22 protein-coding genes and 1 pseudogene are annotated in these 25561 nt (G+C 72.6%); 6 read left to right on the top strand and 17 right to left on the bottom strand.

Translation table 11 applies throughout. From position 1 onward, the window contains the following. Nucleotides 1-19 precede the first annotated feature (19 nt). Complete coding sequence (locus tag IE273_RS31900) at nt 20-814, top strand: metal-dependent hydrolase (protein ID WP_189818639.1); 795 nt, start codon at nt 20-22, stop codon at nt 812-814. Nucleotides 815-846: 32 nt separating this feature from the next. Here IE273_RS31900 and IE273_RS31895 read toward each other — a convergent pair whose 3' ends face one another. From IE273_RS31895 to IE273_RS31870, 6 genes are all read right to left on the bottom strand, one after another. Beyond that, nucleotides 847-1110, bottom strand: a complete 264-nt coding sequence (locus IE273_RS31895; RefSeq protein WP_014671210.1) for a type B 50S ribosomal protein L31 — start codon at nt 1108-1110, stop codon at nt 847-849. A 51-nt stretch (nt 1111-1161) separates the two neighbouring features. Beyond that, on the bottom strand, nt 1162-1629 hold the full coding sequence (locus tag IE273_RS31890; RefSeq protein WP_014671209.1) for a DUF5709 domain-containing protein: 468 nt from the start codon (nt 1627-1629) through the stop codon (nt 1162-1164). 600 nt (nt 1630-2229) lie between these two features. Continuing rightward, on the bottom strand, nt 2230-4011 hold the full coding sequence (locus IE273_RS31885; protein WP_189818638.1) for an ABC transporter ATP-binding protein: 1782 nt from the start codon (nt 4009-4011) through the stop codon (nt 2230-2232). Then, nucleotides 4008-5813 (bottom strand): ABC transporter ATP-binding protein, encoded by a 1806-nt coding sequence (locus IE273_RS31880; RefSeq protein WP_189818637.1) that lies wholly within the window; start codon nt 5811-5813, stop codon nt 4008-4010. The genes IE273_RS31885 and IE273_RS31880 overlap by 4 nt, the downstream gene beginning before the upstream one ends. A gap of 424 nt (nt 5814-6237) precedes the next feature. Next, nucleotides 6238-8172, bottom strand: coding sequence for a peptidoglycan recognition protein family protein (locus IE273_RS31875; protein WP_189818636.1), 1935 nt, complete (start codon nt 8170-8172; stop codon nt 6238-6240). 261 nt (nt 8173-8433) lie between these two features. After that, nucleotides 8434-10011: a M1 family metallopeptidase gene (locus IE273_RS31870; protein WP_229887753.1), complete on the bottom strand. Its 1578-nt coding sequence runs from the start codon at nt 10009-10011 to the stop codon at nt 8434-8436. 148 nt (nt 10012-10159) lie between these two features. On the opposite strand from IE273_RS31870, the gene IE273_RS31865 reads away from it, so the two are divergent. Continuing rightward, a complete protein-coding gene (locus tag IE273_RS31865; RefSeq protein WP_229887752.1) occupies nt 10160-11770 on the top strand; it encodes a peptide-N4-asparagine amidase in 1611 nt (536 codons plus the stop codon). 100 nt (nt 11771-11870) lie between these two features. Here IE273_RS31865 and IE273_RS31860 read toward each other — a convergent pair whose 3' ends face one another. Continuing rightward, on the bottom strand, nt 11871-12320 hold the full coding sequence (locus tag IE273_RS31860) for a MarR family winged helix-turn-helix transcriptional regulator (protein ID WP_189818635.1): 450 nt from the start codon (nt 12318-12320) through the stop codon (nt 11871-11873). Between the two features lie 114 nt (nt 12321-12434). Between IE273_RS31860 and IE273_RS31855 the strand changes: the two genes are divergently transcribed. Beyond that, nucleotides 12435-14240 carry an ABC transporter ATP-binding protein gene (locus IE273_RS31855; RefSeq protein ID WP_189818634.1) on the top strand — a complete coding sequence of 602 codons (1806 nt, stop codon included), beginning with the start codon at nt 12435-12437 and terminating at the stop codon, nt 14238-14240. Between the two features lie 63 nt (nt 14241-14303). Further along, nucleotides 14304-15209 carry an endolytic transglycosylase MltG gene (gene mltG, locus IE273_RS31850; protein ID WP_189818633.1) on the top strand — a complete coding sequence of 302 codons (906 nt, stop codon included), beginning with the start codon at nt 14304-14306 and terminating at the stop codon, nt 15207-15209. Between the two features lie 12 nt (nt 15210-15221). Here mltG and IE273_RS31845 read toward each other — a convergent pair whose 3' ends face one another. From IE273_RS31845 to IE273_RS45295, 5 genes are all read right to left on the bottom strand, one after another. Continuing rightward, nucleotides 15222-16298 carry an NAD(P)-binding domain-containing protein gene (locus IE273_RS31845; protein WP_189818632.1) on the bottom strand — a complete coding sequence of 359 codons (1077 nt, stop codon included), beginning with the start codon at nt 16296-16298 and terminating at the stop codon, nt 15222-15224. Between the two features lie 42 nt (nt 16299-16340). Continuing rightward, a complete protein-coding gene (locus IE273_RS31840; protein ID WP_189818631.1) occupies nt 16341-17354 on the bottom strand; it encodes an ABC transporter substrate-binding protein in 1014 nt (337 codons plus the stop codon). Nucleotides 17355-17385: 31 nt separating this feature from the next. Then, nucleotides 17386-18123 carry an ABC transporter ATP-binding protein gene (locus IE273_RS31835; RefSeq protein ID WP_189818630.1) on the bottom strand — a complete coding sequence of 246 codons (738 nt, stop codon included), beginning with the start codon at nt 18121-18123 and terminating at the stop codon, nt 17386-17388. Beyond that, nucleotides 18096-18998, bottom strand: a complete 903-nt coding sequence (locus IE273_RS31830) for an ABC transporter permease (RefSeq protein ID WP_189818629.1) — start codon at nt 18996-18998, stop codon at nt 18096-18098. The genes IE273_RS31835 and IE273_RS31830 overlap by 28 nt, the downstream gene beginning before the upstream one ends. Nucleotides 18999-19161: 163 nt before the next feature. Next, entirely contained in the window at nt 19162-19245 is an 84-nt protein-coding gene (locus IE273_RS45295; protein ID WP_349817350.1) for a putative leader peptide, read from the bottom strand. 122 nt (nt 19246-19367) lie between these two features. On the opposite strand from IE273_RS45295, the gene IE273_RS31825 reads away from it, so the two are divergent. Further along, nucleotides 19368-19790 (top strand): secondary thiamine-phosphate synthase enzyme YjbQ, encoded by a 423-nt coding sequence (locus IE273_RS31825; RefSeq protein WP_189818628.1) that lies wholly within the window; start codon nt 19368-19370, stop codon nt 19788-19790. A 99-nt stretch (nt 19791-19889) separates the two neighbouring features. On the opposite strand, the gene IE273_RS31820 is transcribed toward IE273_RS31825, so the two are convergent. Both IE273_RS31820 and IE273_RS31815 read right to left on the bottom strand, forming a co-directional pair. Further along, nucleotides 19890-20702: a helix-turn-helix transcriptional regulator gene (locus IE273_RS31820; protein ID WP_229887751.1), complete on the bottom strand. Its 813-nt coding sequence runs from the start codon at nt 20700-20702 to the stop codon at nt 19890-19892. Nucleotides 20703-20969: 267 nt separating this feature from the next. Beyond that, nucleotides 20970-21371 (bottom strand): DUF5997 family protein, encoded by a 402-nt coding sequence (locus tag IE273_RS31815; protein WP_189818627.1) that lies wholly within the window; start codon nt 21369-21371, stop codon nt 20970-20972. Nucleotides 21372-21672: 301 nt separating this feature from the next. On the opposite strand from IE273_RS31815, the gene IE273_RS31810 reads away from it, so the two are divergent. Then, nucleotides 21673-22488: a LysR family substrate-binding domain-containing protein gene (locus tag IE273_RS31810; RefSeq protein ID WP_189818626.1), complete on the top strand. Its 816-nt coding sequence runs from the start codon at nt 21673-21675 to the stop codon at nt 22486-22488. 5 nt (nt 22489-22493) lie between these two features. On the opposite strand, the gene IE273_RS31805 is transcribed toward IE273_RS31810, so the two are convergent. The 3 genes and pseudogenes from IE273_RS31805 to IE273_RS31795 all read right to left on the bottom strand — a co-directional run bounded on the left by IE273_RS31805 (nt 22494) and on the right by IE273_RS31795 (nt 25461). Beyond that, entirely contained in the window at nt 22494-23993 is a 1500-nt protein-coding gene (locus IE273_RS31805) for an MFS transporter (protein ID WP_189818625.1), read from the bottom strand. 282 nt (nt 23994-24275) lie between these two features. Next, nucleotides 24276-24964: pseudogene (locus tag IE273_RS31800) on the bottom strand (HAD family hydrolase). Nucleotides 24965-24984: 20 nt separating this feature from the next. Continuing rightward, nucleotides 24985-25461 (bottom strand): Lrp/AsnC family transcriptional regulator, encoded by a 477-nt coding sequence (locus IE273_RS31795; RefSeq protein ID WP_189818624.1) that lies wholly within the window; start codon nt 25459-25461, stop codon nt 24985-24987. Nucleotides 25462-25561 lie beyond the last annotated feature (100 nt).

Genomic DNA, 25561 nt, shown 5'->3' with positions numbered 1-25561 from the left:
AATGGGGCGGGAAGCGGCCATGATGGGACCAGCACACTCACTGTCGGGGGCGGCGGCCTGGCTCGGCGTCGGAGCCGCCACCGCGGCGGCGGGACACCCGATGCCCTGGCCGGTCCTCCTCGTCGGCGCCCTGATCTGCGCCGGCGCCGCGCTCGCCCCGGACCTGGACCACAAGGCCGCCACCATCTCCCGGGCCTTCGGCCCGCTCTCCCGCTGGCTCTGCGAGATCGTGGACAAGCTGTCGTACGCGGTCTACAAGGCGACCAGGAAGCAGGGCGATCCGCGCCGCTCCGGCGGGCACCGCACGCTGACGCACACCTGGCTGTGGGCCGTCCTGATCGGCGCCGGCTGCTCGGCCGCTGCGATCACGGGGGGCCGCTGGGCGGTGTTGACGATCCTGTTCGCGCACATGGTGCTCGCCATCGAGGGTCTGCTGTGGCGGGCGGCGCGGGGCTCCAGCAGCGATGTCCTGGTCTGGCTGCTGGCGGCGACCAGTGCGTGGATCCTGGCGGGCGTGCTGGACAAGCCGGGCAACGGCTCCGACTGGCTGTTCACCGCGCCCGGGCAGGAGTACCTCTGGCTGGGACTGCCGATCGTGCTGGGCGCGCTGGTGCACGACATCGGCGACGCGCTGACCGTGTCCGGCTGCCCGATCCTGTGGCCGATCCCGGTCGGCCGCAAGCGCTGGTACCCGCTGGGGCCGCCGAAGGCGATGCGGTTCCGGGCGGGCAGCTGGGTCGAGCTGAAGGTGCTGATGCCGGCGTTCATGCTGCTCGGGGGAGCCGGCTGCGCCGCCGCCCTCAATGTGATCTGAGGGGGTCCGGAGGGTTGGGGGAGCCCTCCGGGTCAGGTCGCCTCGCCCGCGTCCGCCGCACCGTACCGGCGCTCGAAGCGGGCGATGCGGCCCTCGGTGTCGACCGTGCGGGCCTTACCCGTGTAGAAGGGGTGGCTCTCCGAGGAGATCTCCACGTCGATCACCGGGTAGGTCTGGCCGTCGTCCCACTCGATGGTCTGCTCGCTCCGCGCGGTGGACCGGGTCAGGAAGGCGTAGCCGGCGGCGCGGTCACGGAAGACCACGGGGTGATAGTCGGGGTGCTTGTCCTGCTGCATGGCGGCTCCTTGTGCGGGGCGCTCGGGGCGGAGGCGGCCGAAGGGTCCGGCTCAGCCGGGGAGGGAGTCCTCGTCGACGATGTGCATCGCGGCTTCCTCGGCGGAGGCGGCGGCACCGTCGATGCCGACATCGGTCGCGACGAGGGCGGCCTCCTCGTCCTCGTGCGCACCTTCGTCGGGGGCCACGAGCCGGCCGGAGCGGGAGTTGCCGACCTCGTTGTCCAGGAGCTCACCGTCCGTGCCGTCGCAGTCGCCGATGCCGTCGCCGTCGGGAGCGGCGAGGTCCGGCTGCTCCTCGGCGAGCCGCTGGTCGAGGGTCTCGCCCGCCTGGCGTTCGGCCGCCGTCACGCCGGTGTGCTCGACCGCCCACGGCCGCTCGGGAGGGGACCAGCCGCGGTCGAGGGGGTCGGCGACGCCGTCGAAATCCAGTGTGTCCTCGACGTCGAGCACCCCCGAGTCCTCCCGGATCTCCGAGGGATCGGGCTGGTAGACGTCGTCCCCCCAGCCGTCCGTGTCCACGACTACCTCCAGGTGGTGAGCACGGCCCGGTGCCGTCCCAGTGGGCGGCGGACCGTCGGCACGCAGGGCACGGGGACACACCATGAACCGCCTGGTTCCCGGACACACCCCGACCCGGTGCCGCTTTCCAGCCTTCCACCCCTGCTCGGCACCGCGCAACGGCACGAGTCCCGGCGATGCCGCGCCCCCGTGCACCGGGGCCTGGCCGAACCGACCGATGGAAGCAACCGGGTCGAGCGGATCCTTCGGAACGAGTGGACCGAACCGACCGAGCGGATCGAGCCGACCGCGACAATCAACCCGACCTGCCGACCTGCCGACCTGCCGACCTGCCGAGCCGCGCCGACCCAGCCAGCCCCCCCGTCCACCGCGACTACCCATCCGCCCCGACTGGCCCAACCTCCCCCTTCACACCGACCGACCCAACCCCCTCCACCCCGATCGATCCAGCCCCCACCCCGATCGACCCAGCCCCCTCCACCCTGACAACCCATCCGCCCCGACCGACCCATCCGCCCCAGCTCCCCCCGCCGCCACCCCGTCGGCTCAGTCAGCCTCCTCCCCACAACCCCCGCCACCCCGATCTCACCGGTGCCAGTCTCACCCGTGCCAAGACCGCCACAGCGCCGCGTACGCTCCCTCCGCCGCGACCAGCTCCTCGTGGCTGCCCAGTTCGCTGATGCGGCCGTTCTCGACGACGGCGATCACGTCGGCGTCATGGGCGGTGTGCAGACGGTGGGCGATGGCGACCACGGTGCGGCCGTCGAGGACTCGCGCCAGAGAGCGTTCCAGGTGGCGGGCCGCGCGCGGATCGAGCAGCGAGGTCGCCTCGTCCAGGACCAGCGTGTGCGGATCGGCCAGCACCAGCCGAGCCAGCGCGATCTGCTGGGCCTGCGCCGGGGTCAGCGCCAAGCCGCCAGAGCCCACCTCGGTGTCCAGGCCGTCGTCCAGCGCCCGCGCCCATCCGTCCGCGTCGACCGCGCCCAGGGCCGCCCACAGCTCGGCGTCCGTGGCGCCGGTGCGGGCCAGCAGGAGGTTGTCGCGCAGGGAGCCCACGAAGACGTGGTGCTCCTGGTTGACGAGGGCCACGTGGGAGCGGACGCGTTCCGCGGGCATCCGGGACAGCTCCGCCCCGCCCAGGGTGACCCGGCCGTCCCGGGGCGCGTAGATCCCGGCGAGCAGCCGGCCCAGCGTGGACTTGCCCGCGCCGGACGGGCCGACGAGGGCGAGCCGGGTGCCCGGCGCGACCTCCAGGGAGACCTTCCGCAGCACGTCGACGCCCTCGCGGTAGCCGAAGTGCACCCGGTCGGCGTGGACGACCCGTCCGTCGGGGGCCAGCGCGGCCTCCCCGGCCTCCGGCTCGATGTCCCGCACACCGACCAGCCGGGCCAGCGACACCTGGGCGACCTGCACCTCGTCGTACCAGCGCAGGATCAGGTTCACCGGATCGACCATCATCTGGGCGATGAGCGCGCCGGTGGTCAGCTGGCCCACTCCGATCCAGCCGTGCAGGACGAAGACACCGCCGACCATCAGGACCGAACCGAGCACGAGGAGGTGGACGGTGTTGATGACCGGGAAGAGCACGGAGCGGAGCCAGAGCGTGTAGCGCTCCCACGCGACCCACTGCGAAATCCTCTGTTCCGACAGGGCCACGCGGCGGGCGCCGAGGCGGTGTGCCTCGATGGTGTGGCCGGCGTCCACGGTCTCGGCGAGAGCGGCGGCGACGGCGGCGTACCCGGCGGCTTCGGACCGGTAGCCGGACGGAGCCCGTTTGAAGTACCAGCGGCAGCCGACCACCAGGACCGGGACGGCGAGCAGCACGGCGGCGGCCAGCGGCGGGGCCGTCGCGACCAGTCCGCCGAGCAGCAGCAGGGCCCACACGAAACCGATGGCCAGCTGCGGCACGGCCTCGCGCATGGCGTTGGCGAGGCGGTCGATGTCGGTCGTGATGCGGGAGAGCAGGTCGCCGGTGCCCGCCCGCTCCAGCACGCCCGGCGGCAGTCCGACGGAGCGTACGAGGAAGTCCTCGCGCAGGTCGGCCAGCATTCGCTCGCCCAGCATCGCGCCCCGCAGCCGCACCTGCCGGACGAACCCGGCCTGCACGGCCAGGGCAAGCACGAACAGCCCGGCGGTGAGGCCCAGATGGAGGTTCCTGGCCCCGTCCGTCACCCGCTCGACCAGGCCGCCGAGCAGGTACGGGCCCACCATGGAGGCGACCACGGCCACCGTGTTGACGGCGATGAGCAGCAGGAAGGCACGGCGGTGCCGGCGGAACAGCTCGGTGACGTAGGCGCGTACGGTCGCGGCGGCGCCGACGGGCAGGGTGGTGGCGGTCGTCGGGGCCGCCGGGTCGTACGCCGGTGGCGCAACGCCGATCATGCGCTCTCCTCGATCTCTTCCAGCTCCTGGAGCACGTCCAGCAGCATGCCCTCGTCGGTCGCGGTCAGTTCGTCGCCGGTCTCCCGGGTCACCACGGCCCGGTACCGCGGCTCGCCGTCGACGAGTTCGCGGTGCACGCCGATCGCCACGACCTCGCCCTCGTGCACCAGGGCGACCCGGTCCGCGCGGTCGAGCAGCAGCGGGGAGGAGGTGAACACCACCGTCGTCCGTCCCGACCGCAGCCGGCGCAGCCCGTCCGCGATCCGGGCCTCGGTGTGCGAGTCGACCGCGGAGGTCGGTTCGTCCAGCACCAGCACCTCCGGATCGGTGATGAGCGACCGGGCGAGGGCGAGCCGCTGGCGTTGGCCGCCGGACAGGGAGCGTCCGCGCTCGGTGATCCGGGCGTCCATCGGGTCGGCCGCGTCCAGCGAACCCTGCACGAGCGCGTCCAGCACGTCGTCGCACTGTGCTGCCGCCAGTGCGTCCTCGGCGCGTACGGCACCGGAGGCGGGCACGTCGAGCAGTTCGCGCAGCGTGCCGGAGAGCAGCACCGGGTCCTTGTCCTGGACGAGGACGGCGGTCCGGGCGCTGTCGAGGGGGAGTTCGTCCAGGGGGACCCCGCCGAGCAGCACCGACCGGCCCGGCTCCGTGGGGTGGCCGCCCAGCCGTTCGGCGAGCCTGCCCGCCGCGTCCGGGTCACCGCAGACGACGGCGGTGAACCGGCCGGCGGGAGCGAGCAGACCGGTCGCGGGGTCGTACAGGTCGCCGCCCGGCACCTCGGCCGCGCGGGTGCCGTCGGTGGCCGTGGACCGCTCCAGCGAGAGCACGCGCGCGGCGCGTTTGGCCGAGGGGCGGGAGAAGGAGTACGCCATGGCGATCTCCTCGAAGTGCCGCAGCGGGTAGTTCAGGATCATGACCGCGCTGTAGACCGTGACGAGTTCACCGACCGTGATCCGGCCCTGGCGGGCCAGGCCGATGCCGTGCCAGACGACGGCGATCAGCAGCAGGCCGGGCAGCAGCACCTGGACGGCGGAGATCAGCGACCACATCCGGGCGCTGCGCACGGCGGCGTGCCTCACCTCCTGCGAAGCCCGGCGGTAGCGGTCGAGGAACAGTTCCTCGCCGCCGATGCCGCGCAGCACCCGCAGGCCGGCGACGGTGTCGGAGGCCAGTTCGGTGGCCCGCCCCGCCTTCTCGCGCTGCACGTCGGCGCGGCGTGTCGCCCGGGGCAGCAGCGGCAGTACCGCGAGTGCCACGACCGGCAGGCCCACGGCGACGACCACGCCGAGCGCGGGCTGGTACACGAGCAGGCTCACGCAGACGATCAGGACCGTGAGCGCGGCTGCGGTGAACCGGGAGACGGCCTCGACGAACCAGCCGATCTTCTCCACGTCGCCGGTGGAGACGGCCACCACCTCACCGGCGGCCACCTGCCGGGTCAGGGCCGAGCCCAGCTGGGCGGCCTTGCGCGCCAGCAGTTGCTGGACGCGGGCGGCCGCGGTGATCCAGTTGGTGACGGCGGTCCGGTGCAGGAAGGTGTCGCCGACGGCGATGCCCGTTCCGCACAGCACCATCAGACCACCCGTCAGGGCGAGCCGGGTGCCGGAGCGGTCGACGGCCGCCTGCACGGCGAGGCCGACGCAGAAGGGGAGGGCGGAGACGGAGACGAAGTGCAGCAGGCCCCAGGCGAGCGACTTCAGCTGCCCGCCCAGCTGGTTGCGCCAGAGCCACCACAGGAATCGGGGACCCGAACGCGCGTCGGGCACGCCCGGATCGGGATACGGAAGGTCTTGAATCTGCATGACGTCCCAGTGGCTCGTGTCACGGGCAGGGAAGGAGCGGGACGCCGCGGGGAGCGGCGACAAGCCGTGAAAGGTTCGCGTCGCAGAGTGGTGAATTTCAAACGGTTTTCTCCAGGGCGCGCGCAAATCGCCTATTTCCGGCCATGACCACAGTTCGGGCCAGGCCCGCTGTCCCGCCCGTCGAGCACCGTGCGGCCGTCCGTCCGCGGCACGACCGCCACCGGTGGGGCCCACCAGCGCGGCAGATGACGTAACCGGAAGGACGGCGGCATCCGGTGGCACGTGGACCACGGCAGCGGCGCCTCGGCCCGCGCCGGCGTCTCCGGGAAGGCCGTGAAGTGCCCGCGCACTTCACGGCCCGGTGAAGGCGTCGTGCCGCGGCTCCTCTCGCGCGGGAGCCGGACCGATGCCGGCTTCCGTGACGTCAGCGCCCGCCCGGACGGGCCTGCTGCCCCTGCGGCCCCGCCGCGCCGGACGAGTCCACCACGTCCACGTCGCTGGCCCGGACGTACGCGAGCCGGTGGCCGAGCTGGATCTCGTAGTACCGCTCCCGGCCCCACACCACCGGGTTGGGCGTGTCGCTGAAGGACTTGGCGGTGTAGGAACTGCCGACGCCGGCCTGGGTCACGTACCGCTGGCCCGCCAGGATCGGGTACGGGAGCGGCGACTCGGTCGGCCCGTCGATGTCCTCCGGGTAGGCATCCTCCTCGGGGAGGGCGCGGCCGTACACCGGGATCTCGTCCAGACCTTCCTTCGGTGTGATCATGTGCCCGCTCGCACCGACGGCGGTCGGGTGCTTCTTGGGGTTCTCGAACCACGCCTTCCGGCCCTGGAACCAGATCGCCGTCCAGTCGCCTCTGCGGTCGGCGACGGCGAACGTCTGGCCGGTGGAGACGCGCGACCCCAGGTCGTTGACGTCCTTCGTGGAATCGTCACCGTTGGGCTTGCGGCCCGGGTCCTGGATCAGCGGGGCCTTCTCGTTCGGTTCAGTGTGCAGGCGGACGGCGCTGGAGCCGTGCGGCGGGCACAGTTTGCCGCTGCCGCCGCATCCCGTGTAGTCGGGCTTGTGCCGGGCGAAGTCCGGCAGGATCGTCACCATGTCGCTGTCCGGGCCCGCCGTGGCCTTCAGCGGCGCCCCGAGGAGGTCGAAGTAGTGCCGCCAGTCCCAGAAGGGACCGGGGTCGTCGTGCATGTCGGGGATGGTGTCGGCGGTCGGAGCGGGCACGTTGTCGTGGCCGAAGATGTGCTGCCGGTCGAGCGGGATGCTGTACTTCTGCGCCAGGTACCGCACCAGGCGCGCCGAGGCCTGGTACATCCGCTCCGTGTACCAGGTCCCGGGCTGCGTGAGGAACCCCTCGTGCTCGATGCCGATGGAGCGGGCGTTCACGAACTGGCTGCCGGAGTGCCAGGCCTCGTCCTTGGTCCTGATGTGCTGGGTGATGTGGCCGTCGCTGGAGCGGATCGAGTAGTGCCACGACGCCTCCGTCGGGTCCTGCACCGTCTGGAGCATGCTCGGCAGCACGGCCTCGGTGTCGTGGATGACGATGTACTCGATCGGCTGGTCCCTGGGCCGGTCGGCCAGGTCGTGGTTGCCGTAGTCGCCGTCGTTGATCTCCTCGTACGGCGCGCCGAGCCAGTCGCAGGCCAGTTCGGCGGGGCACTCGACCTGCTTCGGCCGCTGCGGGCCCTGCGCCCGGGGGGTGTGGGGGTGCGGTTGCAGGCTGGGGGTGGCGGGGAGCGCCACGTCCTGCCCTTCGGCGGTGGTGCGGTGTGCTCCGCGCCGGATCAGGGCGAAGACGTCGTCGGCGTAGGCAGCGGCTGACGCGACGTCACGCGTGCCCGGGAAGCGCGCGACCGTCTCCCACCAGTCCGCCGGGTCGGCACTGAGGGGCTTGCCGAGCTGTCGTTGCGTGGCCGCCAGGAGTGCCGCTCCGCCGCGGACGTTGGCGACGTCGTCCGTGCGCAGCCGTTCGGCCGGGACCCGGATCAGACGGGCCGCGTTCCGCAGGTCCGCCGGCTGCACGGCGTGGCCGGCCGTGGCGCCCGTGGCAGGCGTCCCCGCCGCGCCCGTGAGGGGCTCATCGGGCGGCGCCTGTGGTTCGGACGGCGCTGCCGAGGCCTGGACGCGGTCGGTGTCCACCAGGTGCATGGGGCCGAAGCCACCGACGACGCTGGGCGCGCCCGGGTGGGAGTCCCAGCGGGACTGCATGTAGGACACGCTCATGAGCACACTGCGCGGCACGTGGAACTCGCGCGAGGCGTTCGTGAAGGCGTCCTGCAGACGCCGGTCGTCCGCGTCGTCGGCGCCGGACATCGGGAGGATCAGCAGCGGCGGCAGCAGAGCCGCCCCCGCGATCACACAAGCCTTGCGGCGGCACCTCCGGATGGCACCAGGGATATGTGCAGAAACATTTCTTCTCATCGCAGAGGCTCTCCCAACCACGCTCGATCGCACCAGGACAAAGGAGTTGCCCGTAACGCCACCCCTCGTACGTTTCCGTGCTTCGGGCGCCGTGTCGTGGCGAACGTCACCGGGGTGGACCAGCGGTCCGGCCTAGGCCACCCGGTCGGCGGCAGTGACTCGGCTGCCTGGGGCGACCACGGGCGAACCGGGCGCGGCTCAGTCCTCGACCGGGTCCACCCGCCAGTCGGGGTGGCCGGGCATGGGCGGGGTGTGCGCGCCGTACAGCCACGGATGCAGAAACGGTGTCAGGTCCTCGCCGGCGACCCGGGAGGCCAGGGCGATGAAGTCCCGGGTGCCCGCCGTACGGCCCCGGTACTCGGTCACCCAGGCACGCTCGATCCTCTCGAAGGTCTCCGCGCCGACCTTCTCCCGCAGCGCGAACAGCACCAGCGCCGAGCCGTCGTACCGCATCACCTTGAACAGCGTCGCCTCGCCGGGCTCGGCGGGTGCCCCCTCGTCGTGCCGCCACTGGTCGTGCTGCTCGTACGCCGACCGCATCACCGACTCCAGGCTCACGCCGCCGTGCTCGTCGGAGTACAGGCGTTCGTAGAAACGGGCGTGACCCTCGCTCAGCCACAGGTCGGACCAGCGCAGGATGGCGACGCTGTCGCCCGTCCAATGGTGGGTCAGCTCGTGGACGAGGTTGCGTTCGGCCTCGACCCGGTCGCCCAGCAGGTCCTCCCGCGGCAGGACGGAGAGCGACTGGGTCTCCAGCGCCACCGGCAGATCGGTGTCCCCGACCAGCACGCCGTAGCGGCGGAACGGGTACGGGCCGAGCCGCCGTTCCAGCCAGGCCAGATGGTCCGGGGTGAGCGAGCGGTACTCCTCGGTGTCGGTGACCAGGTCGTCCGGGACCACGTCCCGGACGGGCAGCCCGCGCGGGCCGCTGCTGTCGACGAAGGTGAACCTCCCGATCGCCAGCTGGACCAGCTGCGCCGCGAGGGGATGCTCGGAGTCGTACGTCCACCGGGTCCGGCCGTCGGGCCGCCGGACGGTGCCGACGAGCCGGCCGTTGGCCACCGCGCTGAGCCCCGGCGGGGTGGTGATGTGGAACGTGACCGGTGCCCGCAGGCTCGGGTGGTCGTTGGCCGGGAAGATCATGCGGGCGCCGTCCGGCTGCGCGCAGACCACGGTGCCGTCGGCGGTGGGCACCCAGCCGTAGTCCTGGATCGCGTCGTCGCGGTGCCGTCCCTGCGTCGGGTCGGCGGTGTAGGTGACGCGGACGGTGAACGTGCTGCCGCGCGGGATCGGTCGCACGGGAGTGACGACGAGTTCGTCGCCGTCGCGTCGCGCGGTGGCGGGCACCGCGTCGACGGTGACGCGGTGCAGCGCGTTGCCCGCGAAGTCCAGGTCGAAGCGGGACAGGGCCTGTGTCGCGGTGGCGCTGATGGTGGCGCCGGCCTCGAACGGAGTGCGGGGGGCCCGCCAGTCGAAGTCGAGGGTGTAACGGCGGACGGTGTAGCCGCCGTTGCCGGCGAGCGGCATGAGCGGGTCGCCGATACCCGGTGCACCGGGGGTCGGGGGCGGGCCCGACGAGGCGGCCGGACCGGGGGCCGGTGAGCCGTCGGATCCGTGCGGGAGCATGCCGGCGCAGACGGCGGTACCCGTCAACGCACCCGCTCCGGCCAGGGCGAGGATCAGGGCCGCGCGACGGGTGCGGAGGACATGACGGGGGCGTGTGCGCCGGGATTCCTCATGTGCGGATTCCTTGCCCGGCCCCTTGGTGATCTCCATGTCCGCACTATGCCAGTAAGATCCGCTTATATCACTAAATGTTCCTTCGGTGGGTGCCCGCCCGAGCCTGTGCGGCGACCGGCCTCATCGCGTCGGCCTGTCCGAGGCGTCATTGCGGGGCGGCCCGTCTGCCCGTAGAACACCGGCCATGAGAAGACGGATCGTCATGTCCATGCTCGCCGGGGCGACCCTCGTGGTGAGCGCGCTCTTCGGCACGGGAACCCCGGCGGCCCAAGCGGCCGACGTACCCGCCGAGTTCGGCACCGACTGGCACGACCCGGTGACCGCGGCGCCGCCCGTCGACCGGCCGCACACCAAGTCCTGCCAGGTCACTCTCGCCGACGCCCGGTTCCGCGACTTCACGCCGTACCGCGGCGCCTACACACCCCCGAAGGGCTGCGGCGACCGCTGGAGCAAGGTGGTCCTGCGCCTCGATGGCGAGGTAAGGGGCCGTCAGTACGACCGGCTGGGCTATCTGCACGTCGGCGGTGTCGAGATCCTGCGGACCTCCACGCCGGAGCCCTCGCCCGACGGCATCGCGTGGCACGTCGAGACGGACGTCACCCGTTACAGCGACACCTTCCGGACCGCCCAGGACGTCGAGATGCTGATCGGCAACGTCGTGGACGACACCTACACCGGTGTCATCGACGTCCACGTCACGCTGACCTTCTACGCGGGACGCCCCACGGCTCCCGCCCCCGACCGCGTCCTCACCCTCGCCGGCACGCCCGCCGGTACGACCCTCACCACCCCGCGCAACAGCGAACGCGTCGTCGCCGAGGTGTACGCGACCGGTTCCGGCGGTGGCTGCGAGGAGTTCTGGTACCTGACCGTCGCCGACCCGGCGCCGTACTCGTGCAAGGCCGACCGCGGCCCGTACCGCGAGGTGCGGATCAGCGTCGACGGCCGGCTCGCCGGTATCGCGGCGCCGTTCCCGAACGTCTGGACGGGCGGCTGGTCCAACCCCTTCCTCTGGTACGTCGTCCCGGCCCCGCGCGCCTTCGACGTGCGGCCGATCGAGTACGACCTCACGCCCTTCGCCGGCCTCCTCAACGACGGCCGCCCGCACCGCGTAGAGGTGTCCGTCCTCGGCGTGCCCGCGGGCCAGTCGGGCTGGAGCGCGCCGGTGAACGTGCTCGTCTGGCAGGACGCGCACCGCGCCCATGTGCCGGGCGCGCTCACCGAGGACAGGGCGACCGACCTCGCCGACTCCTCCACCTTCACCACCGGTACGGAGAACCGCGTACGCACCGAGGCAGGGCACCGGCTCACCGTCTCGGGTTACCTGGACACCTCGCACGGCCGTGTGACCACCACGGTCACCCGGACGCTCGCCCACACCTCCGTCCACCGGTGGACCGACGGCGAGGCGGTGGACGGGCTCGACGCGACCTGGACCGATGACGAGGCGGTCGGTGTCTCCGGCCGCGGCCCCGCGCGGACGACCCGCACGCACCGGACGTACACCATGAACGGCGCCACGACACTGGGCGCGGACGACCGGCTGCGCACCGTGCTGACCCTCGGCGACCGGGCGTCGTCGGTGACACGCGAAGGCGGCCGGCGCACCGCGTGGTCACGGCTGGACGACACCTACAGCGGCGACGCCACGTACACGGTCGACGTCCCGCGCGACCAGCGGCACGCGGTCGGCACATCGGCCGAGCACTACCGGCTCCTCGGCTCGGACAGCTGCTACGACCGTTCGCTGACCACGGTTCAGGGGGTGCTGACGGAGGACCGCAGCCGCTGCTGAGCCCCGTGGTGCGGGACGCGTCCCCCGTGGGCCTGGCCGCAGGGCCGGGCTGGACGGGGGGCCACCGTCGCGCCGGAGGCGGGCAAGGGGCCGTCGCCGTTCAGCAGCGCTGGGCGACGTCCCCGTCGATCAGGGTGTCCAGCAGGACGCCGAGCACCCGGCGCTCCTTCTCCGTCAGCGGCGCCAGTATCTCCTCGGCCGCCGAGCGGCGGGCGCCGCGCAGTTCGCCCAGGGTCGCGCGCCCCTCGTCCGTCAGCTCGATCCGGGTCGCGCGGCGGTTCGCCGGATCCGGCACCCGCCGCACCTTGCCGCCGGCCTCCAGCCCGTCCACCAGGGTCGTCACCGCGCGGGGCACGACCTCCAGGCGCTCGGCGAGGTCCGTCATGCGCGGCGGGGAGCCGTAGTGCGCGAGGGTGCGCAGCAGCCGGGACTGCGCCGGGGTGACGCCCAGGTCGCGCTGTTCCAGATGGCGCTTCTGGATGCGGTGCACCCGGCGGGTGAGCCGCAGCAACTGCTCGGCGAGCAGGCCCTCGGGATCTGGGGTGGTCATGCGGGAACAATATCAGGATGCCGTTCATTGTGAGTATAGGTAACAATGAGCTACGATCCGTTCCGCCGTCGTCGGCCGACCTCTGGCCGGCGCCCCGCTCACCCGTAGGAGCCCATGCACCCCGACCGTGAACCTTCCTGGACTCCACCTGCCGACGCCGGCGAACAGCCCCGGCAGGTGCGCCGCATCCTGCGGCTGTTCCGTCCCTACCGCGGGCGGCTGGCCGTCGTCGGCCTGCTCGTCGGCGCCTCGTCGCTGGTCTCGGTGGCCACGCCGTTCCTGCTGAGGGAGACGCTCGACGTCGCGATCCCGCAGGGCCGCACCGGCCTGCTGAGCCTGCTCGCGCTCGGCATGATCCTCAGCGCCGTCCTCGGCGGCGTCTTCGGCGTGTTGCAGACCCTGATCTCGACCACCGTCGGCCAGCGGGTCATGCACGACCTGCGTACCGCGGTCTACGGCCGCCTCCAGCGCATGTCGCTGGCCTTCTTCACCCGCACCCGCACCGGCGAGGTGCAGTCCCGCATCGCCAACGACATCGGCGGCATGCAGGCCACCGTCACCTCCACCGCCACCTCCCTGGTGTCCAACGTCACCAGTGTGGTCGCCACGATCGTCGCCATGGTCGCCCTGGACTGGCGGCTGACGATCGTCTCCCTGCTCCTGCTGCCGGTGTTCGTGTGGATCAGCCGCCGCGTCGGCAAGGAGCGCAAGAGGATCACCACCCAGCGGCAGAAGCAGATGGCCGCCATGGCGGCCACGGTCACCGAGTCGCTCTCGGTCAGCGGCATCCTGCTCGGCCGCACGATGGGCCGCTCCGGCTCGCTGACGGCGTCCTTCGCGGAGGAGTCCGAGGGCCTGGTCGACCTGGAAGTGCGGTCGAACATGGCCGGGCGCTGGCGGATGGCCGTGATCTCGATCGTCATGGCCGCGATGCCCGCCGTCATCTACTGGACCGCCGGCCTCGCCCTCCGGTTCGGCGGCCCCGAGGTCTCCCTCGGCACGATCGTCGCCTTCGTCTCGCTCCAGCAGGGCCTGTTCCGCCCGGCCGTGAGCCTGCTCGCGACCGGAGTGCAGATCCAGACCTCGCTCGCGCTCTTCCAGCGCATCTTCGAGTATCTGGACCTGCCCGTCGACATCACCGAGCGCGAGCGGCCGGTCCACCTCGACCAGATCAAGGGCGAGGTCCGCTTCGAGGACGTCGAGTTCCGCTACGACGACAAGGGCGGCCCCGTCCTCGACGGCGTCGACGTCACCGTGCCGGCCGGCGGCAGCCTCGCCGTCGTCGGCCCGACCGGCGCCGGCAAGTCCACACTCGGCTACCTGGTGCCCCGCCTGTACGACGTCACCGGTGGCCGCGTGACCCTGGACGGCGTCGACGTCCGCGACCTCGACTTCGACACCCTCGCCCGAGCGGTCGGCGTGGTCTCGCAGGAGACGTACCTCTTCCACGCCTCGGTCGCCGACAACCTGCGCTTCGCCAAGCCCGACGCCAGCGACGAGGAGCTGCACGCGGCGGCCAGGGCGGCCCAGATCCACGACCATATAGCGGCGCTGCCCGACGGCTACGACACCGTCGTCGGCGAACGCGGCCACCGCTTCTCCGGTGGTGAGAAGCAGCGCCTCGCGATAGCCCGCACCATCCTGCGCGACCCACCGGTCCTCATCCTGGACGAGGCGACGAGCGCGCTCGACACCCGCACGGAAGCCGCCGTCCAGGAGGCCATCGACGCGCTGTCGGCCGACCGCACGACGATCACCATCGCGCACCGCCTGTCCACGATCCGCGGCGCCGACCAGATCGTGGTGCTGGACTCCGGCCGGGTCGCCGAACGGGGCACGCACGAGGAACTCCTGGAGCGGGACGGCCGGTACGCGGCCCTGGTACGCCGGGACGCGCAACTGCAACCCACGACGAACTGAACCTGCGACCGACAAACTGAATATATGCCGGGTTTGCGAGGATATGCGTATTACCGTGCCCGCATGCAGACGAACACTCCGTCACGGAGCAGGACCCGACTGACACGCCGCGGCAGACTCGCCGTCCTCGTGACCGGCGCCGTCATGGCCGGCACCGCCGTGGCGGTGCCGCTGCTGACGCTGGCAACCGGCCGTGAGCAGGCGAAGCCCGCCACTCTGGTCATCCCGGAGGGCTGGCGCGCGAGCCAGATCTACGACGCGATCGACAAGGCCCTCGAGCTGTCCCCGGGCAGCACCCGCGCCGCCGTCGGCAAGGCTTCCCTGAAGCTGCCGAACGAGGCCGGGGGCAACCCGGAGGGCTATCTCTTCCCGGCGACATATCCCGTCCGGAAGGGAGCGACGCCCGAGTCCATGCTGCAACTGATGATCGACGCGGCGGACCAGAAGTTCAACGGCGCACCCGTCGCGGCCGGGGCCCAGCGCAACGCGATGAACGTCTACCAGGCGGTCACCATCGCCAGCATCGTCCAGGCGGAGGCCTCGACGAAGGCGGACATGGGCAAGGTCGCCCGGGTCATCTTCAACCGGCTGAACAGCGGAATGCCGCTTCAGATGGATTCGACCCTCCACTACGCGCTGAACCGCAACACCGCCGACACCAGCCAGAGCGACACCCAGGAGGAGAACCCGTACAACTCCCACCAGCGCATGGGTCTGCCGCCCACGCCGATCGACAACCCCGGCGAGGACGCGATGCGCGCCGCGCTCAACCCGACGCCGGGCGACTGGCTGTACTTCGTCACGATCGCCCCGGGGGAAACCCGCTTCACCGCGGACTACAACACACACCTGCGGAACGTGGCCGAGTTCCAAGCCCTCCACCAGAACGCGGGGACGGCCCAGCCGACCGGTGACGGCCCGCCGGCGCCTCCGTCCGCGCCCGCCGACTCCCAGCCCGCGCTCCGCTGAGCCGGCTGGACGTCACGCGGCGACGGGTTCCCCGGCGAGCAGCCGCCTGATGTCCCGGACGGCCGCGCGCCCGGCGCGGTTGGCCCCGACGGTGCTGGCCGAGGGGCCGTAGCCGACGAGGTGGATCCGCGGATCGGCGACCGCGCGCGTGCCCTCCACCTGGATGCCGCCGCCCGGCTCGCGCAGCTTCAGCGGAGCGAGATGGTCGAGCGCGGCCCGGAACCCGGTCGCCCACAGAATCACATCGGCGGGCACCTGCCGACCGTCCCGCCACGCCACGCCGTCCGGGGTGATCCGGTCGAACATCGGCTGCCGGTCCAGGACCCCCTCCGCCAGGCCCTGCCGGACGGCGTCGTTCAGCGGGAGCCCGGTGACCGAGACCACACTGCGCGGCGGCAGCCCCTGACGCACCCGCTCCTCCACCAGCGCGACGGCCGCACGCCCCGCCTCCTCGTCGAACGGGCCCTCGCGGAAGACCGGGGGCCGCCGGGTGACCCAGGTGGTCGCGGCGGCGTACGGGGCCAGCTCCAGCAGATGCTGGGTGCCCGAGGCGCCCCCGCCCACGACCACGACCCGCTGCCCGGCGAACTCCTGCGGACCGGCGTACTGCGCGGTGTGCAACTGCCGGCCGCGGAAGGTCTCCTGCCCGGGGTACCGCGGCCAGAACGGGCGGTCCCAGGTGCCGGTCGCGTTGATCAGCGCCCGCGTCGACCAGGTTCCGTCGGACGTCTCCACGAGCAGCCGCCCGCCGGAGCCCTCGCGCACCGCGCGCACATCCACGGGCCGCCGCACCCGCAGGTCGAAGGTGCGCTCGTACCGGTCGAAGTACTCCCGGACGACCTCGGCCGAGGGCCGCGCCGGGTCGGCGTCGGTCAGCTCCATGCCGGGCAGCGCGTGCATCCCGTGCACCTTGCCGAAGGTCAGCGAGGGCCACCGGAACTGCCAGGCGCCGCCCGGCCCGGGGGAGTGGTCGAGGACGACGAAGTCGCGGTCCGGCTCGAAGCCAGTGCGCCGCAGGTGATAGGCGGCGGCCAGACCGGCCTGACCGGCACCGATGACGACGACCTCGACCTCGCGCACTTCGTTCACGCCTCAGCCAACAGCGAGCCGCGTACGGATCTTCCCCGCCGCTCAGTGCTTGGCCGCAGTCGTCGACGGCGGCAGGTCGTCGTTGTACCGCGGGTCCGTGAAGGCGGCGAAGTCGACCTTCCCCGGGATCAGCTTCAACTCGGTGAAGGTGTCCGCGATCCGCTGCTCGGAGGCGACCAGCGGCTTGTCGACGGCGACCGCGACGCGGGTGGAGTTCGTGCGCTTCACCGAGGCCAGGGCCACCTCGTACGGCAGCCCGGTGTCCTTCGCCCACACCTCGGCCCACTCCTCCTGGTGGTCGTGCACCCAGGCCGTGGCCCGCCGCAGCCGCGCCAGGTAGTCCTTGATTGCGGCGGCCTTCTCCGGGTCCTTCAGCGCGGCCGGCGCGGCGACCTGGAAGGTGAGTCCGTTGGTGATGCCGTCGCCCGTGGTGAGCACGTGGCCCTGTCCGGCCCGGAGGATCTGCGAGGTGTACGGGTCCCAGACCGCCCAGGCGTCGACCTTGCCGGAGGTGAACGCGGCGAGCGCGTCGGCCGGCTGGAGGTACTTGACCTGGACATCGGCGAGGCTGAGCCCGGCCGCCTTGAGGGAGGCGACCAGCTGGTAGTGCGCGGAGGAACCCTGCGCGACGGCGACGGACCTGCCCTTGAGCTGCCGCGGACCGGTCAGCTCGGAGCCGTTCGGCACGAGGATGGCGTCGCCCTTGGAGGTGCCGTGCCAGGCGGCGACGACGGTGATCTTCGAACCGGCGCCGGCCGCGAAGACGGGCGGGGTGTTGCCGACGCCGCCGATGTCGACGGCCTTCGCGTTCACCGCCTCCAGCAGGGGCGGCCCGGAGGTGAAGGTCGACCACTTGATCTTGTAGTGCAGGTTCTCCAGCTCTCCGGCGGCGCGCAGGATGGCCTCCGAACCACCCTTCTGGTCACCGACGTCCAGGGTGACGGAGCCCTTTCCGTCGATGTCGGCGCCGGTCTGGGCGGACGAGTTCCCGCCGCAGGCGGTGAGCAGGAGCGCGAAGGGCAGGAGCAGGGCGGCGGGGACAAGGCGTCGTCGCATGACGGTTCCGTTCATGTTCGTGGGCGGGCGCTCAGGCGGCTGCGGCGGCGGTGTCGACACCGAGCCGCTCAAGCAGGCGGGCGCGCAGGGCGGCGAACCGGGGGTCGGTGATCTCACGCGGCCGGTCCAGGTCGATGTGCTGCTCATGAGCGATCCGGCCGCCGTCCATGACCAGGACGCGGTCGGCGAGCAGCACCGCCTCCTCGACGTCGTGCGTGACCAGCAGCACCGCGCAGCCCCGGCGCTGCCACACCTCCCCGACCAGGCGCTGCGCCTTGATCCGGGTGAGCGCGTCGAGGGCGCCGAACGGCTCGTCGAGCAGGAGCAGATCGGGCTCGCGCACCAGCGCGCGGGCGAGCGAGGCACGCTGGGCCTCGCCTCCGGACAGGGTCTTCGGCCAGGCGTCGACGCGATGGCCGAGCCCGACCTCGTCCAACGCCCGCTCGGCGACCACCCGTTCGGCGCGGCCCGGCAGCCCGAGCAGGACGTTGCGCCACACCTTCTTCCAGGGCATGAGCCGGGGTGCCTGGAAGGCGACGGCCCGGCGGCGCGGGACCAGGGCCGTGCCTTGGATGTCCCGGTCGAGGCCCGCGAGGATGCGCAGCAGGGTGGACTTGCCGCAGCCGCTGCGCCCGAGCAGGGCGACGAACTCGCCGGGTGCGATGTCGAGTCGGAGGTCGTCGATGACCGCGCGGCCGTCGAAGGAGCGGGTCAGCCCCTCGACATGGACCGCGGGTCCGGTCACCGTCCGGTGAACGTCGGTCGCCATTGCAGCAGCAGCCTTTCGAGGGAGCGGACGATGAAGTCGGCGAGCAGGCCGAGGAAGGCGTAGAGGATCAGGCAGACCACGATCACGTCGGTCCGCAGGAAATCCCGCGCCTGCACCATCAGGAACCCGATGCCGGCGTCGGCGTTGACCTGTTCGGCGAAGACGAGCGCGAGCCAGGCGATGCCGAGCGAGTAGCGCAGTCCCGTCAGTGCCCCGGGGAGCGCGCCGGGCAGCACCACGTGCCGTACCAGTCCCCAGCGGGACAGGCCCAACGACTCACCGGCCTCGATGAGTTGGGCGTCCACCCCGCGGATGCCGGCGTAGACGTTGAGGTAGAGCGGGAAGGTCACACCGAGGGTGATGATCGCGATCTTCGGGGTCTCGCCGATGCCGAACCAGATGATGAACAGCGGGATGAGACCGACGAACGGCACGGTGCGCAGCATCTGCACCGGCGCGTCCACCAGGTCCTCACCGGTCCGGAACAGCCCCGAGAGCAGGGCGAGTCCGGTGCCGATGACCGTGCCGAACAGCAACCCGAACGCGACGCGCCGGAGTGAGGTCGCCATGGCCGAGGGCAGCGAACCGTCGGCGACCAGATCCCAGCCGACCTGCGCGATGCGGCCGGGCGAGGCCAGCACATCGGCTGCCAGTACGCCGGTGGCGCTGAGGACTTGCCACAGGGCCAGCAGCAGGAGCGGGCCGGTGGTCCGGCGCAGCCAGCGGGGGACCCGGGTGCGACGGGCGGAGGCGGGGACGACGGGCTGGAGGGCGGGGGAGGCGGGGCCGGCAGCGTCCGGAGCGGGGGCTTCGGAATTGGATGTACCCGATATATCGGGCCCCGGGGAGTCGGGTGGGGCATGGCTGATGCTCATGAATGCTCCACGGACGGAGAGCGAGGGGGCTGGGAGGTGCGGCCCGGCGCCGTTACGTCATGTCCCGATCAACAATGAAAGGGTCGGAGGTGACGTACATGCGCACCGCGGGACACCCCGCGGCAGGGAAATCCGCGCAGGGCAGGAGGAAGGGGGAAGGGCGTCAGCAGCCGCGGCGACACGCGGCGGAGGCCACCCGCAGCAGGTCGATGTGACCGCGCGTGGTGAGCAGGGCTGAACGCAACATGCCGCAGAACGTAGCCAGATGGCGGCGGACAGGTCAACGGCGTCTCGTCCTGTGGACCACGTGTATCAGAGAACGCGGGTGCCGAGGGGTGTGGGACCTGGCGTATGGGTCAGGATGAGGGCATGTCCGATGCCTTCACCACACGCGTGCTGAACGTCTCCACCGGTAGCCGGGAACGCGTCGTCGACCTCACCGCCGACTGCGAGGACTTCCTGCGGGAGGCGGCGGCCGGCCGCGACGGTCTGCTCAACATCTTCGTCCCGCACGCCACCGCCGGAATCGCCGTCATCGAGACGGGTGCCGGCAGCGACGACGACCTCCTCGCCGCCCTGCACACCCTGCTCCCCGCCGACGACCGCTGGCAGCACCGGCACGGCAGCCCCGGCCACGGCCGTGACCACGTCCTGCCCGCCATCGTGCCGCCGCACGCGACCCTCCCGGTGATCGACGGACGCCTGGAGCTGGGCACCTGGCAGTCGGTGTGTCTGGTGGACACCAACAAGGACAACGCGCACCGCAAGGTGCGCCTGAGCTTCCTCGGCTGAGCTTCCCGGACCGAGGTTCCTCGGTTGAGCTTCCCAGGCTGAGTTTCCCGGTCTCACCGGACCGGGCTTCGCCGGCTCGCCGGAGGACCCGGTGCCGGGTCACCAAGGGCGAGCCCCGGTGGCCTCGGCCCGACCGGGCGTCGGCACCAGGCCGAGCCGCTGCGCACGCAGCACCGTGCCGACGCGATCGCGAGTGCCCAGCTTGCGGTAGATGTTCTCCACGTGCTTGTGCACCGTGCGGACCGAGATACCGAGACGGCGGCCGATGGCGTCGGCGGTGAGCGCGTCCGTGAGCAGCAGCAGAACGGCGGTCTCGCGCGGGGTCAGCGCGCAGTCCGCCGCCCGCTGGTCCGGCGCGCCGGCCGGCCCGAGTGCACGCCGCCACTCCTCCAGCAGGTGCCGCTGCCGCTCGACCGCCGCCAGCAGCGGCTGCGCGCGCTCGGCGATGGCCAGGTGGTCGTCACTGAAGTCCGTACCGGCGCGGTACACCAGGCACCCGGTGATCGGGACGGCGTTCCCCGGGAGCGGCACGCCCAGCACATGGTCGACGTCGAGCACCTCGCGGAGCATGCGGGCCGTCGGGCTGGAGGGCCAGGTACGGCCCGCCGCCCGGTGCGCGCTGACCGGCGTCCGGTCGGTTCCGGCCGCGTAGTGACCGGCGAAGGGATAGCCCGCCCGCAGCAGGCCCAGGTCGGCGTCCCCGAGCCGGGCCAGCTCGGCGGCGGCATCCGGCACCGTGCCGAGCGTGCCCTCGCTCTCGCTCCACTCGTCCAGCTTGTGGATGACCGCCTCGCCGCCGCACACGTCCGCCAGCGTGCCGGCCAGCATCGGCCACAGCTGCTCGGGTTCCCGTTCGTGCAGCGCCGCCACGGCGACGGCCGTCATGCGCTCGTAGGCCTTCTCCAGCCGCACGGGTTCCTCTCCCGTTGCCTCGCGTACCCGTCCTCCCCGTCGGCGTACGCAGTTGTACGCATATCCCTGCGGTCCCCGGCTGTCGCACACTTCAACCCGGCGACACCGGCCTGCTCGGACACAGCGTGTCCGGGGGGCCGCCGGCACGGGGGAACGGCGGCCCGTCCGGTGTCGCCCTCCGCGTACCTGTTGCTCGCCCGGCCGTTCCACCGGCAACGGGCAACGCCCCCCGGGCGGACCCGGAGGGCGTCGGGACGGGCGGACGGATCAGCCGCGCTGGGCGCCGCCCTCCGCCTTCTCCTTCTTCAGGTTCTTGAGCCGCGCGGCCTCCTTGCGGACCTCCGCCTGGGTGGCGCGCTCCTTCTCCAGCCACTCGGGCCGCTCCTGCCTGAGCGCCTCGATCTGCTCGGTGGTCAGCGGCTCGGTGACGCCGCCCCGGGCGAGACCCGCGATGGACACGCCCAGCCTGGCGGCCACCACCGGACGCGGGTGGGGACCGTCGGTCCGCAGCTCGCGCAGCCACTCCGGCGGGTTGGCCTGCAACTCGTTCAGCTCGGCGCGCGTGACCACACCCTCCTGGAAGGAGGCGGGGGTGGCGGGGAGGTACACACCCAGCTTCTTCGCCGCGGTCGCGGGCTTCATCGTCTGGGTGCTCTGCTGCGACTTCATGCCCTCCAGGGTATCGGCCGCGCGCGGGAGGGCCGACCACGGCCGGTGACGAGCGCCTGGACGGCGGCCTGTGCCGGAACACAGGCGGCGCCCGCCGGCGAGGCCCGGTGCGTGCGGGAGGCGGGGTGCCTGCCGGTGGGTCTCGGTGCGTGCGGGAGGCGGGTGCCGGCCGGCGAGGGCCGGCGGGGCCGGTGGCGGCGGAGGCGGGAGCCTGCCGGAGAGGCCCGGTGGGGGCCGGCGGCGGAGAGCCGTGCCGGCGGCCCGTGGGGGAGGGGTCCGGCCGGGCCGGTAACCTGGCCTGATGACAGGCTCGGAGGATTCACCGTCGTTCCGGCTCGCGTACGTTCCCGGAGTGACGCCCGCCAAGTGGGTGAGGATCTGGAACGAGCGCCTGCCCGGCATCCCGCTCACCCTGGTCCAGGTCCCGGCCACCGAGGTGCCCGAGCTGCTGCGCGCGGGCGAGGCCGACGCGGGCTTCGTCCGGCTGCCGGTGGACCGTACGTTCTTCAGCGCGATCCCGCTCTACACCGAGACCTCGGTGGTCGTCGTCCCCAAGGACCACCTGCTGACGGCGGCGGACGAGGTGACCCTGGCCGACCTCGCCGACGAGGTGCTCTTCCACCCCCTGGACGACGTCTTCGACTGGGAGGCCCCGCCCGGTGAACCGGCCTTCGAGCGGCCCGCGACCACCCCGGACGCCATCGAGCTGGTGGCGGCGAACGTCGGCCTCCTGGTCGTCCCGCAGTCCCTGGCCCGCCTGTACCACCGCCGGGACCTCACCTACCGCCCGGTCGTCGACGCCCCGCAGTCCAGCGTCGCCCTGTCCTGGCCGGAGGAGGCCACCACCGACCTGGTGGAGGAGTTCATCGGCATCGTGCGCGGACGCACGGTCAACAGCACCAGGGGTCGTACGGCGGTGAAGCCCTCGGCCGACGAACAGCGCAAGCGCTCCGACCAGGGCGTCACCCGCCAGGCACCGGCCGCGAAGTCGCAGGCCAAGTCGTCCGGGAAGCCGTCGGCGGGGTCCTCGGGCAAGCCTGGCGGCCGTACGGCACGCGCCCGCACGGGCGGCGGGGGCAAGCCGGCCAAGCGGGGGAAGCCGCGCCGGAGGTCGTGAGGCCCTTACGGACCAGGCCGCACCCCCTCCACGGCACCTCCCTCTTCCCAGCCCCGCCCGACCGGCTCCGCGGCCTTCTCCGGTTCCGGGCGCACCTGGCGTTCGCGCAGGTCGGCGACCGCGAGCACGAGTGCGACCAGGATGATCCCCGCGACGGCGAGCAGCCCGAGCTGGAGTGCCGTGTCCGCGCGGCCGTGATTGGCGAGGTGGGCGAAGTACACCGCGCTCACCACCGCGATCCCGGCCGCCGAGCCGACGCGCTGGCCCGTCTGGAGGACGCCGCCGGCCGCGCCCGCTCGGTGCACGGGGACGCGGGTGAGGGTGAGGGTGGTGTTCGGGGAGACGGTCAGGCCGGACCCGATGCCGCCGACGAGCAGGGGCAGTGCCGACGCCCATCCCACATTCCGTCCGGGCACCAGCTCCACCGCCGCCACGACCCCGAGCACGCCCAGGGCCACCCCGGCCAGCCCGATGACGACCAGCTTGCGGCCGAAGCGCACCACCAGCCGGCCGCCGAGGGCGGCGCCGACCGCCGAGGCCGCCGCGAAGGGCAGGACTGTGAGCCCCGAGGCGAGCGCGCTGTATCCCACCCCGTTCTGGAGGTACAGGGCGTAGAGGAAGAAGACCGTGGTGAAGCCCGCGAAGTAGCTGAGGCTGATCAGGGCGCCGAGCGTGAAGGAGCGCAGGGAGAACAGCGCCAGGTCGACCAGCGGGGCCCGGCCGAGCCGCCCCTGCCGTCTCTCCCACGCCCAGAACGCGCCCAGCAGCACCACGGCCAGCGGCATCAGCGCCCACTTCTCCCGGCCGGTCCACTGCTGCTCCTGGACCAGGGGCAGCATGAGCGCGAGCACGCCCGCGCCGAGGAGGAACACTCCGAACAGGTCGAACTCCTCGTGCTTCCCCGTCGCCGGGAAACGCGGCAGCAGCCGGAGGCCCGCGGCGAAGGCGGCCACCCCGATCGGCAGATTGACGAAGAACACCCAGCGCCAGCCGTCGTCGGTGCCGGCGGCATCGATCAGCAGGCCGCCCGCCAGCGGACCCGTTGCCGTGGACACCCCGATGACGGTGCCGAGCACCCCGAAGGCCTTGGCCCGCTCGGAGCTCTGGAACATCTGCTGGATCAGCCCCGAGGTCTGCGGCGCGACGATGCCCGCCGCCGCGCCCTGGATCAGCCGGAACACCACCAGCCAGCCGGTACCGGGCGCGAACCCGCACGCCGCCGAGGCCACCGTGAACAGGGCGAGCCCGAAGAGGAAGGCCTGGCGCCGGCCACGCATGTCGCCCAGCCGGCCGGCCGGGACCAGCGCCAGTCCGAAGGTGAGGGCGTACCCGGAGACCACCCATGCCTGGGTCGCCTCCGAGGCCCCGAGTCCGCGCTCCAGCGAGGGCAGCGCCACGTTCACGATCGAGGTGTCGAGGAGCGAGATGAAGCCCGCTGCCAGACAGACCCCGAGCGCCTGCCACCGCCGCTCGTCGGGGGCGGTCCGGGCCTGTTCTGTGCTCATGGGGTAACGCTATGCAGTCACCGCCGTGTGCGCACGCCGGGAACGACCGTGCGCCACCCCGGAACGGTGCCTTCCGCGCCCCCGCCCCCTCGCCACGCCTCGCCGTCCGCCCGAGCCGGCCGTCCCCCGGCCACCCAGGCACCCCCGGTCCTGTCCACGTGGACGGGCAGCGTGCCCTTGCTCCGAAAGGGCGCCGCCGCCCCCACCGCGCCGAGCGGCGCACGCAGGCATGCGGTTCCTCCCAGGGAGGGGGCGAACCCGGTGCCGTGACGAGCGGGTTGGTCAGCGGGCCGTGTCCCGCAGCCACGCGTACGCCGACCGCGCCGTGAACTCGGCCTGGCCGCCCGGCAGGAGCAGGGTCGCGGTGCCGAATCCGGGGCGCCGGCCTGGGCGGGGACGTACGGGACGGCCAGGCAGCGCATGCCGGCCGCGTGGGCGGCGGCAGCCCCGGGGGCCGCGTCCTCCAGGACCACGCAGTCGGCCGGGTCCGCGCCGAGCCGGCGGGCCGCCTCCAGGAAGACGTCAGGGGCCGGCTTGCCGTGCGGGACCTCGTCGGCCGAGACCACCGTGCGCAGGAAGGCGCCCAGGCCGGTGCCCGCCAGGATCGCCCCGATGGCCTTTGGGGAGGAGCCCGACGCCACCGCCATCGGGACGTTCGCCGCGGCCAGCAGCTCCACGAACGCGCGCATCTCCGGGTACGCGCGCGTGCGGGTACGGGCCAGCTCCAGGTAGCGGCGGTCCGTCGCGGCCAGCAGCTCCGCTGCCGAGGCACGCAGGCCGTAGCGCTCCCGCCACATCGTCACCGTCTCCCGGGTGCTGATGCCGACGTAGCTCTCGTGGTCCTCCCAGGTGAAGTCCGGGACGCCGTGCTCGGCCAGCGTCTGCCGGCTCGCCTCGTAGTAGTTCGGCTCGCTGTCCACCAGCGTTCCGTCGAGATCGAAGATGACCGAGAGGGCGCCGAGATCGCTCATGGCGTCCAGGATGCCAAGCGTCAGGAGGGGGCCGCCCGGCCCACCGACTCCACCAGGGGCAGCAGCCGGTACGGGACGCGCTCGCGCAGTGCCACCTCGGTACGGGTGCGTACCACGCCCGGGAGGCTGATCAGCTTCTGGATCACGTCCTCCAGATGGGCGTTGTCCCGGCCCACCACGCGCGCGAGCAGGTCTCCGCCACCGGTGATCGAGAAGGCCTCCACGATCTCGGGTACGGCCGCCAGCGCGTCCCCCACGTCGTCCAGGTGGCCCTGGGTGACCTCGATGTGCACGAACGCCAGCACCGGGTGGCCGAGCGCGGCCGGGGACAGGGAGGGACCCGTGCCGGTGATCACACCGTCCCGTTCCATCCGGTCCAGCCGGGCCTGGAGCGTGCCGCGGGCCACGCCGAGGATGCGGGCGTACTCGCGCACGCTGGTGCGCGGCTGCTCCAGGAGCAGCCGCAGGATGCGGGTGTCGAGTGCGTCCACGGCCATGATGGACGACTGTACCAATGGTCCAGGTGAACCAGATCCGCGCGTGCCTCCCCACCTGCTCCGATGGCGTTCCGGTGAGCGTGGGCGCCGAACCGGTGCT

Origin of the sequence: Streptomyces olivaceoviridis (genome assembly GCF_014650115.1) — a bacterium.
GTDB lineage: Bacteria > Actinomycetota > Actinomycetes > Streptomycetales > Streptomycetaceae > Streptomyces > Streptomyces olivaceoviridis.
The sequence above is the reverse complement of the archived record's forward strand: the minus strand, read 5'-3'. Positions and strand labels throughout refer to the sequence as shown.